Below are 14283 nucleotides of genomic sequence, written 5' to 3' on the forward strand. Positions count from 1 at the left end.
GAAAATTGCAGCTTGTAATTGCGGAAAAACCCAGCGTAGCCAGAAACATTGCGAAGGTGCTTCATGCCACAAACGTAAAAGATGGCTACCTGGAAGGAAAAGAGTATCTGGTTTCCTGGTGTATTGGGCATTTGATTGAACTGGCTAGTGCGGATCAGTACCGGGATGACTGGAAAGCATGGAAATATGAGACACTTCCCATGATTCCGGAGAATTGGAAATATCAGATTAAAGAAAGTACCAAAGGGCAGTTTCGGGTTTTAAAGGAACTGCTTCACAGAGCAGATATCACAGAAGTTATATGTGCAACAGATGCAGGAAGAGAAGGGGAGTTGATTTTCCGTCTGGTATATAACCAGGCAGAATGTAAACTTCCCTTTAAAAGACTGTGGATTTCTTCCATGGAGGAAAAAGCAATTCTGGAAGGATTTCAGCAGATGAAAGATGGACATGAATATGATAATCTTTATTATTCTGCGGTGGCGAGAAGTGAAGCAGACTGGCTGGTGGGAATTAATGCCACCAGACTGTTTACGGTGCTGTATCACCATCGGTTGATTGTAGGTCGGGTGCAGACACCTACACTTGCAATGCTGGTGGAACGGGAAAAGAGCATCGAGAACTTCCAGAAAGAGAAGTATTATCTGGTTCATCTTCTGATGGATGGATTGGATGCTGTAAGCAACCGGATAAAAGAGAAAAGTGCTGCCGTTCAGATGATGGAGGATATGAAGGATGAAACTGCACAGATTCTTTCAGTAAAGAAAGAGAAGAAAAAGGTACAGCCGCCGAAATTATATGATCTGACCACATTACAGAGGGAAGCAAATCGTCTTCTTGGATTTACGGCACAGCAAACCTTGGACTATACCCAAAGCCTTTATGAGAAGAAACTGGTGACGTATCCAAGGACGGATAGCCAATATCTTACAGATGATATGGAAGAAAATGCGTTTTTGGTTATTGATGCGGTAAATAGAGTATTTCCAGAAATATCAATGAAGGGTTCGGAACCAGAGATAAAAAGACTTTTAAACAGCAAAAAGGTATCAGATCATCATGCAATTATACCAACGGTAGAAATTGCAAACACGGATTTAAAAGCACTTCCGGGTGGAGAAAAAGAAATTCTTATGCTGATTGCATCAAAGTTATTATGTGCATCGGAACAGGAATACATATATGAGAGTATTAAGACTGAAATTTCCTGTCATGGAGAACTGTTTACTGCATCTGGAAAGAATGTTCTCCAATATGGATGGAAAGAAGTGGAAGAACGGTTCTTTAAATCATATGGGAAAAATGCAGAAAAGCCAGAAGAGGAGGAAAGTGATTTTCCAGATATAAAAATAGGACAGGTATTTGAATGTGTTGTTGTAAAATTTAGTGAACATTTTACAGCACCGCCGAAACATTATACGGAGGATACGCTCCTTAGTGCCATGGAACACGCTGGAAGTTCGGATACGATAGAAGACGCAGAGAGAAAAGGGCTTGGAACTCCGGCTACCAGGGCAGCGATTATTGAAAAACTGATTGAGAAAGGCTTTATTGAGCGTAAAAAGAAGCAGATATTACCGACTGCAGATGGAAGAAATCTGATCAGGATTCTTCCGGAAATGATCAAATCACCAAAACTTACAGCAGAATGGGAAAATGATCTGACACTGATTTCCAGAGGCCAGAAAAATGTAGAAGAATTTCTCTTCGAAATTGAAAAAATGGTTACCAAATTGGTAAGTGATAATGGACAGCCAGTGGAAGAATACCAGAAACTATTTTCAGATGGTCGGAAAGAAATTGGAAAATGCCCAAGATGCGGCAATAAGGTTTATGTGGGAAAGAGAAATTATTATTGTTCAGGAAGTGATTGCAGTTTTACTTTATGGAAAAATAACCGATTTTTTGAGAGTCAGGGAAAAACACTTGATGAAGCAACTGTCAGGAAGCTGCTGAGTGAGAAGCAGGTGCATTTCAAAGATCTGGTATCAGAGAAAACAAAAAGGAAGTATGAAGCAACTATAAAGATGGAGGTTTCAGAAACCGGAAATCCAAAGTTTCAGTTGATTTTCCCGGAACGGAAGAAAGGAAAAAAGAATGAAGAATAAAAAAAATATGAGAAGATTTTTGTCGGGATTCTTGGCAATGCTTACAGTGTTATCTACAATTCTATCTCCAATACTGTCCTATGCGGCAGATGTAGTGCCAGTGCCAGAAGAGCCACCGTTATACGAAGAGGTAAAAAATGAACTTGATGCAGATGAGGTGGTAAAAGCAAAAGATCTGGAACTGGAAACAGGCAGTATTTTTGAAGTGGAGAAAGATTTTACCGGACTGGAAATACCAGATGAAAAAAAGGTGAAGATCACTTTCCATGAGGCAAAAAATGAGGAAAAGCAGGACTTTACAACAGATTATGAAGATACATACAAAGCTGTTTATTATGTAGAGCCAGTAAGTGGCCACCCAATTTATCAGATCAATCGTAAGCTGATTGTAAAGGAAGCGGTGGTGCAGGTTGCTGAATCTGAGAATCAGGAATCTGTAAGCAACCAGGAAGATGAGAATGAAGCAGAAGGCGAGGAACCAGCCATAGGCACTGCAGAGAGTGAAGAACCTGTGCAGGATGAGGTAAATGTAGAAATTCCGTCAGAGGATGGAATCTATGAAGAAGTAACTCCGACAGAAATTCCGGTTGAGGAAGAGCCAATAGATACACCAATTCCGGAAAACCCGTCTGAGGAAGTTTCAACAGAAGAACCTGCCATAGATGATAATCCGGATACAGACAGCACATTTGAAGAAATTACAGATACAGATCCGGAAGAAATGCCAGAGGCGACAGACGACTCTTTTACAGATGGAACAGAGAAAACAGAAGATGCAGATGGAAATTATCAGGTAAATATTGTTCGTGGAGAGGAATTTCATATTGAGCTGAACCATGAAGATGGACAGTATCAGCCAGGAGAAACCGTTGTTTTTTCCGGAGATATGCCGCAAGGCAGCTTAATTGCAGTAGGAACAACAAAAGTACAGGCAAACCAGACAGAGAATACAGAAGATTTATTGTATTCTGAGGTGACTTATCACGAAGAATCGGATAAATTCAGTTTTGAAATGCCAGCAGATGACATTGATCTAAGTGTTTCCATGGATCAGGCAGAAAACGGTATCATGTTACTTGCAACCGATACTCCATGGGATGATGCAACAAATATTGAAGCAAATAAATATTACTATTATTCAGATGGCCAGCTTCATCCGTTTGATACAGTTATGGGACAGGGTGGAAATGACAGCTACAAATATGTTCGTTACAAAGCAGGCGGGAAGACTTATACAGTAAATGCGTATTGTATGCAGCACTCCATGCAGTCACCTCCAAGTGGGACAACATATAAAAATATGGTTGAACTGGATGAAGGCGGAGATGATAAATATTTGAGAAAAGCCTTATTCTATGGATATGGCGGTCCAGGATGGGGACATACATTCAATGGATATAATGTAAAATCCATTATGGAAAAATATGGATGCAGTTCTGAGACAAGAGCCATGCAGCATTACCTGGTTGACTATTTATATGATGGCGAATCCGGATTTGGAGGTGCGCTTTCTACAACCGCTAAAAATATGCTGAAAGAGATTAAAGCAGCTCTTGCTAAAATGCCTGATCCGACAGCAATGAAACTTCTTCCAGGACTTTCCGTTAATGCAACGGGAAAGGAAACTGAAAGTTTTACCTGGAAGGCAAATGAAGCATTTACCATTACCATTCATCTGGAGAACGGAGTAAGCCTTGTTAATGAAACCACAGGAAAAACGGCATCTGGAAATGTCACTGTAAAGGGTGGAGAGAAATTCCATCTTGTAGCTACAACAGCCAATATGGGCAGTCTGAAAGGAAAGTATGCGATCACTTCCAATTTTCCCCTGGATTTCCATGCAATGCTTTTAAAACTGGAGAGTTCACAGGACATTGGTTTTGGCTACTATACAGATTCCTCTGACCTGCAGATTACAGTTGACTGGCCGGAAGAAGCAGTTATTGAAATTACAAAGAAAGATGGAGATACTGGAAAAAATCTGGCTGGAGCCGTGTATGGGGTATATAGTGATAACGCCTGCACAAAGCTGATTGTTAAGATGCCGCCAACAGACAGCAATGGTTCTTCACGTGTAACTCTTACCAAGACACAGGATACTGTTTACTTAAAAGAGATTACAGCACCGGAAGGTTATGTTGTCCAGGCTTCTTCGTATGGAGTGAAATTAGTAGTTGGCAGTACAACCAAACAGACTGTAACGGACAAAGAGCAGAAAGGAAATCTGACCGTTTATAAAGAGGGAGAAGTTTTTGTAGGAGCTGTATCTGATGAAAATGGAACTTCATTCCAGTATGAGAAACGCCGTCAGAAAGGAGCCGTTTATAACGTATATGCTGCCGAGGATATTGTAACAGCAGGTGGAAAAACAGTTTACAAAAAAGGCGCAGAAGTAGCGAAAAATCTGATCACAGGTGAGAACGGTTCTGTAACGGTAAAGAATCTTCCGCTTGGAAGCTATAATGTAACAGAAGCACAGGCCCCGGAAAATTTTTATAATGCAAAAGAAACAAAAAAAGTAACCATTTCTTATGCAGGGCAGACTGCAGAAGCGGCTTTCTCAGAGACTACCTTTACAAATGACCGTCAGAAAGCAGTGGTGCAGGTGATAAAGAAAGACAAAGATACTGAAAATACACTATCCGGAGGGCATTTTGCTCTGTTTGCAGCGCAGGATATGAAAACTGTGGATGGAAAAGCAGCGGTAAAAAAAGATGCTCTGATTGAGACTGCAATTACTGGTACTGATGGAAAAGCAGCATTTAAAGCAGATCTTCCAGTGGGATTTTCTTATTATGTAAAAGAAGTCCAGGCTCCGGCTGGTTATGTCAGAAATGAGAAAGATACTTATTCTTTCCAGTTCAGTTATACCAATGATGAACAGGCAAAAATTTCTTTCAGTCATACTTTTGTGAATGACAGGGTCAGTGCTGCAATCTTTTTGAATAAAAAAGATGCCGAGACAAAAGAAAATAAGGCACAGGGAGATGCTTCCCTGGAAAATGCGGTGTATGGACTTTATGCAAGAAACGACATTACCCATCCAGATGGAAAGACAGGCGTTATTTATAAAGCCGGAAGCCAGATTGGTACGCTAACTACCGATAAAGAAGGAAAAGCAAGGATAGAGAATCTTTATCTTGGAGAGTATTACATCAAGGAAATTACCCCATCCGTAGGATATCTGGCAGACGAGCATGAATATGATCTTGTATGCAGTGATGAAGGTGATCTGACAGCGGTTGTAGAAAAAGAGTGTACCTCACTGGAAACGGTGAAGAAACAGCCGTTTGAACTTATTAAAGCTGCCAATAATGGAGACACAGATGCTGCATTACTATCCGGAGCTGGATTTAGTGCATATCTGGTATCTTCTTTGGTGGTAAAAGAGGATGGAAATTATGATTTTTCCTCTGCAGAGCCGGTTGTGATCGGTGAAAATGGAGCAACGGAAATTTTTACAAATGAGAAAGGCTATGTAAAATCCATTGCAATTCCATATGGAACATATCTGGTGAGAGAAACTACAACACCCCATAATTACAAACCTGTAGATGATTTTATTGTCCGGATTACAGAGAATAAACCAACAGAGCCGCAGACATGGAGAGTTCTTTTGGATAAAGAATTTTCTGCAAAACTGAAAATTATCAAACAGGATGATGAGACTAAAAAATCTGTTCTAATTCCGGGAACAGAGTTTAAAATTTATGATATGGATCATGAAAAATATGTAGAGCAGGTAACTACATACCCAACAACCGTTACACATATCTCTTATTTCACAGATACAGATGGATATCTGATCCTGCCGCAGAATTTAAAAATCGGTCATTATAGAATCGAAGAGGTAACAGCACCGGACGGTTATACCATTAACAAAAATTATGTCGAAATACAGGTGGACACCAATACCCTGTATCAGACTGATCCGGTATCAGGTGATGCAATCATTGAAGTTGTATATGAGAATCATCCGGTGAAAGGAAAACTCACTGTACAGAAAAAAGGAGAGGTTCTTTCGACCTATAAGAATGATTTTAAGTATGAAGTTCAGAATCTTTCCGGTGCAGTATATGAAGTGTATGCTGCAGAGGATATTTATACAGCTGATTTCCAGAAAGATGACACAGGAAAAAGAATCCTGAAATATGCAAAGGGTGAAAAAGTTGCAGAACTGACAACGGATGAATCTGGAAAAGCAGAGCTTGATAATCTGCCTCTAGGAGAATACAAAGTTGTAGAAAAGACTGCACCGGAGGGATTTGTATTAAATGAAGAAGAACAGAAGATTTCTTTCGTCTATGCAGACCAGGATACACCAGTGATCTCACAGAGTGCAGAGTTTATAAATGACCGCCAGAAAGTAGAAATGTCAGTTGTGAAAAAAGATGCTGAAAATGAGAAAGGGCTTTCTGGAGCAGAGTTTGGTCTTTACGCAAAAGAGGATATAAAAGCAGGGGATAAGGTACTGGTAAAAGCAGACGAACTGCTTACAAAAGCGGTAACAGGTGAAGATGGAAAAGCTGTTTTTGAGCAGGATCTGCCATTTGGAACTTATTATGTGAAAGAACTGGCAGCCCCAGATGGTTTTGTATCTTCGGATGAGAAGATTGAGGTGACTGCGAAATATCAGGGACAGGAAGTAAAAACAGTAAAACTGGAAACTGTTTTTAGGAATGCGCCGACAACAACTGAATTTACGAAATCAGATATTACAACAGGTGTGGAACTTGACGGAGCAACACTGACGGTTTTGGATTCAGACGGAAAAGAAGTAGAAAAATGGACTTCTGTAAAAGGAAAAGCTCATGTAATAAAAAGACTCCATGTGGGAAAAACCTACACACTTCGGGAAGAGTTTGCACCATATGGTTATCTGCAGGCGGAGGAAGTGAAATTTACAGTTTCTGATACTGCAGATGTTCAAAAAGTAGAAATGAAGGATGCTGTTCCGGTTGGACGAATCATCATCAATAAAAAAGGTGAATTTGTCAAAGAAGTTACCTGGAAAGATATGCTGGCAGGCGGCATGGACGCAGCATTTGGCTATGTTACAGGTTCTTTGAAAGATGTTACTTTTGAAATTTATGCAGCGGAGGATATCAAGGCTGCAGATGGGGAAAGCAGTGATTATTATAAAAAGGACGAACTGGTAGCAACAATTACGACAGATGCTCTTGGATATGCAAGATCAGAAGATCTTCCTTTAGGCAAATATTATGTAAAGGAAAAAGAGACGGCGGATGGATATGTTCTGGATGGAGAAATCAGAGAGGTTGATCTGACTTATCGTGATCAGAATACTCCGGTTGTGACTTATGATGAGGACTGGCAGAATAACCGCCAGAAAGCAAAAGTAACTGTAGTTAAGAAAGAAAAAAATACAGACCGTGTTCTGGAAGGCGGAGTATTTGCACTTTATACAAAGAATGATATTTTAAATGCAGAAGGCGAAGTAATCCTGAAAGCAGATACCATGATCGAGCAGAAAGCTACGGATCAGGATGGAAGGATTGTATTTACGGCAGATCTTCCAATCAATGGCAGCTACTATGTAAAAGAAGTGCAGGCTCCTGCTGGATTTGTGACAACAGAAGAAATCAAGGAATTTGATTTTGCTTATGCGGGAGAAGAGGTTGCAGAAGTATCCTTTGAGTTCACTTATGAAGATGAGCCAACTACTTTTGAAATCACAAAATCAGATATTACAACCGGGGAAGAATTACCAGGTGCAAAACTGAAAGTATCCGATTCAGAGGGAAACGTTGTGGATGAGTGGACATCCGGAAGCACACCACACATCATTAAGGAACTGGAAGTTGGAAAGAAATATACATTAACAGAGACAATTCCTGCTGATGGTTATGCAACTGCAGAATCCATTACGTTTGTAGTAGAAAATACTGCAGATATACAGAAAGTAGAAATGCAGGATGATACAACAAAAATTCTGATCAGTAAAATTGATATGACAGATGGAAGCAGCGAGGTAAAAGGTGCTAAACTGTATATTCTTAATGAAAACCAGGAAGTTATGGAAAGCTGGACATCTGGTGATCAGCCCCATTATGTAGAGAAACTTCCAATCGGTACTTATACATTATTGGAGGAAACAGCACCGAAGGGTTACATTGTGGCAAATAAAGTGACATTTGAGGTTAAGGACACCGGAGATGTTCAGGGAGCCAAAATGGAAGATGAACAGGCAATGGGCAAGGTAATCTTAAATAAAACAGATAAAGACACCAAGAAGCCAATGAAAGGTGTAGAATTTGCCCTTTGTGACAGTAAAGGTAAAGTTCTGGAAACTCTGGTAACAGACAGTGCCGGTCATTCAGAATCAAAGAATTATCCGATTGCGACTTTTAAGAATGGGCAGTATAAAAAAGCAATCACATACATCCTGAAAGAAACAAAAACACTGGATGGATATCAGCTTGATGAAACAGAGCATAAAATTCAGTTTGAGTATGTCAATGACCGTACTCCTGTGATTGAATATACTCTGGATCTGACAAATGAGAAAGCTCCGGAAAAAGATACTCCAGAAACATCAGAAAATCAGGAAGGCAGCACTCCTGTTTCCCATAGTTCTGATGCGACTTCCGTATCCAGTTCACCAAAAACAGGAGATAACACAAATATTGCTATTTTTGTGCTGGTTCTTGCTGTATCAGCAGGATGCCTGGGAACTGTAGTGGCAGTTAAGAGAAAACGTAAATGATAATATAAATAGTGTTCTGGGGCTGTGGTTACTGCACAGCCCCATTTTGAAAAGGAGAAGAAATTGAAATTAGGAGCAAGAATAAGAAAAATCCGTATGTTTCGCAACATAACTCAAAAGGAATTGGGACGCAGATTAGGATATGGGGAAAGTAGTGCGGATGTGAGAATCGCCCAATATGAAAGTGGACAGCGTACACCGAAGCAGGAAACGCTTGTCCGGATAGCAGAAATATTGGAAGTTGATGTCCGGAATTTTTTAAGTCCTGGAATTGCGACAATGGACGAATTAATGGAAACTTTATTCTGGATGGATGAAGAAAATAGAGGGCTTTTTCATCTGTTTCTGCTAAATGATTCAGAAAGTGAAATGGCTGGAATCACAATAAGGGATAAAAAAACAATGTCTTATCTGCAGGAATGGATGGGGAAAAAGCAGAAATTGGGCGATGGAAGAATCACAGAAGAGGAATATCTGGAATGGAAACTGCATTGGCCAGAGAATAAGAGAAAAACAGAATATAAAACCGTATGAAGTAAAAAGGAATTGCTTTGCGGAGAGTTACCTGTTAGAATATTACTGGAGTAACCGTGTACAGGGTTGGTAAGAACCTCCTGGATTTTCAGATTCCGTTAAGGGATACAGAAGAAGGGAGGTGGAGCGAATGGATACATACGAAGTCTTGAGCTTATTGTTCTTAGGCGGTACGTTTCTGATTGCTTTGCTTGCCTATTTGGATAATAGGGACAACAAGCGAAAAAAATAGCCTACCCTGTCTGCCAACAGGATAGGCAGCTCTCTTTGAGAGCAAAATAAATTAAAACCTAATCCAGGAGCATCCACCTTGTGGGCGGTTACTCTTTTCAATTAGAATATAGCATTTTCTCTCCGAAAAGTAAAGTACATTTTATGCAGCCAATTCTAAAAAGAGTGGGCTGTTTTTTTATTGACAGGAGGGAAGTTAAATGTCTAAACTACAGGACATCCGAAACTTGGTACAGGAACATGCCGTATCAGTGAGCAGTTCGCCAGGGGATTGGATGGATTATATGGACACAGCATCAAGGTTATATCGTTATTCTTTTTCAGACCAGCTTCTGATCCATGCACAGCGTCCAGACGCAACAGCCTGTGCATCACTGGAACTATGGAATGAAAAGATGTTACGCTGGGTAAATCGTGGTGCAAGAGGAATTGCCCTGTTTGATGAAACCTGGCAGAATACCAAACTTCGTTATGTGTTTGATATTTCGGATACCCACATGGTAGCCGGAGGCAGAAGCCCGTATCTTTGGAAGATGCAGGAACACCAGAGAGAAGAGATCCTCACCCATCTGGCAGAAGTCTATGCTCTGGAAGAAAAGGATGCGGCAACTTTGCAGGACGCATTGATGGCGGTCGCAAGGGAAATGGTCAATGACAATCTGGAGGAATACCTGGATGGATTGGAATATGCTGTAGAAGGTACTTATCTGGAAGATCTGGATGAGGTGACGATCCGCAGTGATTTTCGTCAGCTGGCAACAGACAGTGTTTACTATCTGCTTTCCAGGCGATGCGGGCTTGACCCGATGGAACTTCTGGAAGAAGAGGACTTCATGCATATCACAGATTATAACCGTCTGTCAGTTCTCACCTTCCTTGGAAATGCGGCAAGCCAGCTCAGTGAGAGTATTCTGATTGATATTGGAAAGACCGTACATAAAATTTCTCTGGAAGAAGCGAGAAAAGAGGTTGAAAATTCCAATGAAAGGAATTATAATAACTTTACCACGTTAATTTGTGAAACCAAATATCAGGATGCAGAAACGAAAAAAGAAGAAAATATTGAAAATGGAGGAGGAACCGATTATGGAATTGACATATCATCGCAAGGGAGATTATCTGTTTCCGAATCTGACCGTCGAAGAGGAAGAAGTGACGATCGGGAAATATGGGATGCTGCGGAGGACATTTCTGAAAGAACACAAGAACAGCCTTTATCAGAGCCTGTTCCTGACCGGGAAGCTGAACAGCCATCTGGAACAGATCGAGAAAGCAGCACAGGAGAGAATGGACAGCCAGATGGAGAAATTACTGGAGAAGAATCCGGCACCGGACAAGGAAGCAGATCCGATGGCATGGACAGCACACATGAACGCACTGATGGCAACAGCGGAAGAGAGCATCTTGACGGAATTGGTATACAGTTAGTCGAAGATACAAGAGAAGATGGATTGAGTAAAGCAGAGGAAGAGATCGCCTCTGCTTTATCTTTGCCCGAATATCCTACCGCAGATGAACAAAGACGGCAGATCGAGAAAAGGGCAGCTGCCCTTTATGCCGGAGAAATCCCGATTCCAGAGGAAGTTGTCGATGAGATCTTACGGACAGGAGGAAACCGGAAAGCCAGCCAGCTCCGGATCATCTATAATTTCATGAGTGAACAGACACCGGAGGAATATACGGAGTTTGTGAAGCGTGAATACCGTAAAGGTGGAAAAGGTTTTCAGATTGATGGAAATGAATATTCAGTCTGGTTTGATGAAACCGGGATGCAGATCGCAGTAGGGCATACGGTTACAGACCATATCTTAGATAAGGCATTTTTATCATGGGAAGATGTCAGCGGACGTATCCATCAGCTTTTAGACCAGGGTGAATATGCACCGCAGTCTGTATTGGATGCGGCAAGAAGTAATGCAGTAAAAGAACACGCCCAGGCTCTTGCCTATATGAAAGGGGATATGGCAGAAGGAGTAGCGGAGATTGTTTTCGATGAGGAGGATTTACCACATCTTCGCAGTATCTATCCGGAGATCACGGATTATCTGGAAGAAAAGCTGGAGGATTCCCAGTGGCTTTCGGAACTGAATGAAAGACTGGATGCACTGGCAGAAGCCTATGAAGAAAATCATTCTATTATGCGTTTCCATCATTATAATCCTATAAATATCTCAAAGCAGTTTCAGAAGTTTGCGGATGAGGTGATTCCTTATCAGGCTAGGGACGGCTTTGCCTGGAAAGAACATCCGATGTTCATTACACAGGATGAGATTGATGCTTATATTGCAGGAGGTGGAGCGTATTCGCAGGGCAGGCTTAGGACGTATTCCTTTTATCTACTTCATGAAGATGAAAGATCGAGGACAGGTTTTATCAAGGAACAGTATGGGATCGGTGGAAGCAGTCACGCACTGTCTGGTGCCGATGATTCACACGCAAACTATGATGGAAAAGGATTGTTTCTTGCAAGAGGTGCTTATGGGAATCCATATACGTCAATTTTATTATCCTGGAATAAAGTTGCAAACAGAGTAGCTTTGGATATTGGTTGCAAAATAATAGCTGTTATCGGAAGTTTCTACATATCCGATAAACCAGCCGTTGATATCCTGTCCGTTGACACGACCGGTTCCAGTTTTTCCGTAGAAATTACCATTAGGTGTACTGGCAATTTTTATAGCATTTTTAACAGAAAATACATTTTGGGAATTTAGATGGAATTCATTTGTGTTAAATTTTTTCAATAATGTTACTTGCTCTAAAGGCGAGATTTTTAATGAAAAATCGGACCAGTATAAATCCAGATTTGAACTGGTTGTCTGGTTCCCATATTCTATTTTATTCAAAAATTCCTGGACTCTGTTAATTCCGAGCTGCGAATCAATTGCCTGGAAATACCAGTTAACGGAATTTTGCATAGCAGAGTTTAAATCCTGATCAGCTTCCCAGGATGGAAAAGGAAAGGCATCACCATTCCATGTCATGGAAGAGTGTTCTGGTGTGATGATTCCGGATTCCAACCCTAATAATGCATCGTATATTTTGTAGGTAGACTCTGGCGGAATACGTTTGGTGGCTTCTTCAAGATCGTATATTTTCCAGGAATCCAAATTATTGTCATACAAAACAAATGATCCATCATATGTTCCAAATGTTTCGGATATATCTAACAGGGAGATATTTTTGTCTGTATCACTAAAATGATATACGCTTTGAGTAGAGGCATCAATGGATAAAATGGGTGTACATCCAATAAAAACAGCACTAATGACCAGATAAATTATCAATGCTCTCATTTTTTGATAAAGAGTTTCTTTCCTAAAAACGGCGATGTTGAGAATACGTCGTTTCATCTGCCTGAAATTTCCGGACATTCCAACTGCCAGTGGAGAGGAAAAAGAGGATATTTTTTCTGCAAAATTAATCAGTGTAGTTCCATAAGCTTGGTATTCATCAGCAGAAATCATCTGCAATACAGCAGAATCACAGGCTATTTCACGGTCACAGAAAATTTCTTTTAAAGTGTACCAAACAAAAGGGTTAAACCAGTAGAGTATATTACTTATGACCATGAGGAAGCCAATAAATGTATCTTTGTGACGGTAATGCTGTAATTCGTGTAGCAGCATAAAACGCATATCATCAGGATTCAGTTCGGAAATTAAATGGATGGGAATGTAAATCCTGGGATGTATTATTCCGATTAAAACTGGTGATTTTAAAAATGCAGTACTGTAGACTGATACTGGGTGAGAGATTTTAAGTTCCTTTAAACAATTGTAATAAATAGTTTTTACCTGCTGATTTTGAAGCGGGAGAGCAGATCTTTTTATGGAACGTACATAGTTTAATGAATGAAGGGTGAGGACTGACATAATCATAACACCCGTTATCCATATTAGAAAGAGTATGGTATTCAAGCCTCCAGAAAATTGACTACTGATGGAAACTGAAAAATCATTCACCTGGTTTAACAAAATATTTTGTGTATTACTGGTAAGTTCGGATAGCGTGTCGGTACCAGAGTTAAGTCCTGAGTCAGTTTGAAAAAAATGTAACCATGAAAAAAGTTGTGAGCCATGAATCTGTACAGGAAAAAATGGCACGGCAAGTAATAAAAATAAAAGAAAACAGAGATGGTACTGTGTAGCCGCAGATAAATATTTTTTCAGAAGTTTTTTTGTTCCGATTATTACAAGTGTAAAAATACATATGAAGATATTACTGATTAAAAAGTGGATGATCCAGTTGCTCATTCAAAACCTCCTATTTCTGATGTTTTGATAATAAATGGCGTAAGTTATCAATTTCTGTTGAAGAGAGCTTATCGTCTTCAAGGTAAGAAGCCAGCATAGAAGAAAGATTTCCATTATAATATCGCTTTAAAAAAGAATTGCTTTCCTGGCGTATATATTCATCTTCTTGGACTAATGGAGTATAGACAAATACCCGGCTTTGTTTTTCGTAGGAAAGAGCTTTTTTGGAAACAAGTCTCTTGATAAGAGTTTGAATTGTTTTTGGACTCCAGCTGGTAGTTAGAGTAAGTTTTTCTGTAATTTCATTTGTATTGATGGGAGCATATTTCCATACAATTTTCATAACTTCAAATTCGGCTTCTGAAATCTGGGGTAGTGACATAATAAAATCCTCCTGCTAAATCCTACATATGTAATAAATATATTA

Annotated in this window: 7 protein-coding genes; 5 read left to right on the forward strand and 2 right to left on the reverse strand. The window is 40.1% G+C overall.

The genetic code is table 11. From position 1 onward, the window contains the following. Positions 1–5: 5 nt before the first annotated feature. From LIQ05_RS13530 to LIQ05_RS20360, 5 genes are all read left to right on the forward strand, one after another. Complete coding sequence (locus LIQ05_RS13530; protein ID WP_129795753.1) at positions 6–2108, forward strand: DNA topoisomerase 3; 2103 nt, start codon at positions 6–8, stop codon at positions 2106–2108. Next, positions 2098–8835 carry a SpaA isopeptide-forming pilin-related protein gene (locus tag LIQ05_RS13535; protein ID WP_226821406.1) on the forward strand — a complete coding sequence of 2246 codons (6738 nt, stop codon included), beginning with the start codon at positions 2098–2100 and terminating at the stop codon, positions 8833–8835. The genes LIQ05_RS13530 and LIQ05_RS13535 overlap by 11 nt, the downstream gene beginning before the upstream one ends. Before the next feature lie 63 nt (positions 8836–8898). Beyond that, positions 8899–9369: a helix-turn-helix domain-containing protein gene (locus LIQ05_RS13540; RefSeq protein ID WP_226821408.1), complete on the forward strand. Its 471-nt coding sequence runs from the start codon at positions 8899–8901 to the stop codon at positions 9367–9369. A gap of 130 nt (positions 9370–9499) precedes the next feature. Beyond that, positions 9500–9601: a putative holin-like toxin gene (locus tag LIQ05_RS13545; RefSeq protein ID WP_015524590.1), complete on the forward strand. Its 102-nt coding sequence runs from the start codon at positions 9500–9502 to the stop codon at positions 9599–9601. A gap of 1085 nt (positions 9602–10686) precedes the next feature. Continuing rightward, positions 10687–11028 (forward strand): TnpV protein, encoded by a 342-nt coding sequence (locus LIQ05_RS20360; RefSeq protein WP_118049814.1) that lies wholly within the window; start codon positions 10687–10689, stop codon positions 11026–11028. A 1076-nt stretch (positions 11029–12104) separates the two neighbouring features. Here LIQ05_RS20360 and LIQ05_RS13555 read toward each other — a convergent pair. Next, complete coding sequence (locus tag LIQ05_RS13555) at positions 12105–13856, reverse strand: BlaR1 family beta-lactam sensor/signal transducer (RefSeq protein WP_226821410.1); 1752 nt, start codon at positions 13854–13856, stop codon at positions 12105–12107. A 10-nt stretch (positions 13857–13866) separates the two neighbouring features. Continuing rightward, positions 13867–14241 (reverse strand): BlaI/MecI/CopY family transcriptional regulator, encoded by a 375-nt coding sequence (locus tag LIQ05_RS13560; RefSeq protein WP_092073165.1) that lies wholly within the window; start codon positions 14239–14241, stop codon positions 13867–13869. Positions 14242–14283 lie beyond the last annotated feature (42 nt).

The organism is Blautia glucerasea (assembly GCF_020537505.1).
Lineage (GTDB): Bacteria > Bacillota > Clostridia > Lachnospirales > Lachnospiraceae > Blautia_A.

Excerpts from the sequence above, each read along its gene's own strand:
- LIQ05_RS13555 (WP_226821410.1), bottom strand. The coding sequence starts at position 13,856 with ATGAGCAACTGGATCATCCACTTTTTAATCAGTAATATCTTCATATGT.
- LIQ05_RS13545 (WP_015524590.1), top strand. The coding sequence starts at position 9,500 with ATGGATACATACGAAGTCTTGAGCTTATTGTTCTTAGGCGGTACGTTT.
- LIQ05_RS20360 (WP_118049814.1), top strand. The coding sequence starts at position 10,687 with ATGGAATTGACATATCATCGCAAGGGAGATTATCTGTTTCCGAATCTG.
- LIQ05_RS13535 (WP_226821406.1), top strand. The coding sequence starts at position 2,098 with ATGAAGAATAAAAAAAATATGAGAAGATTTTTGTCGGGATTCTTGGCA.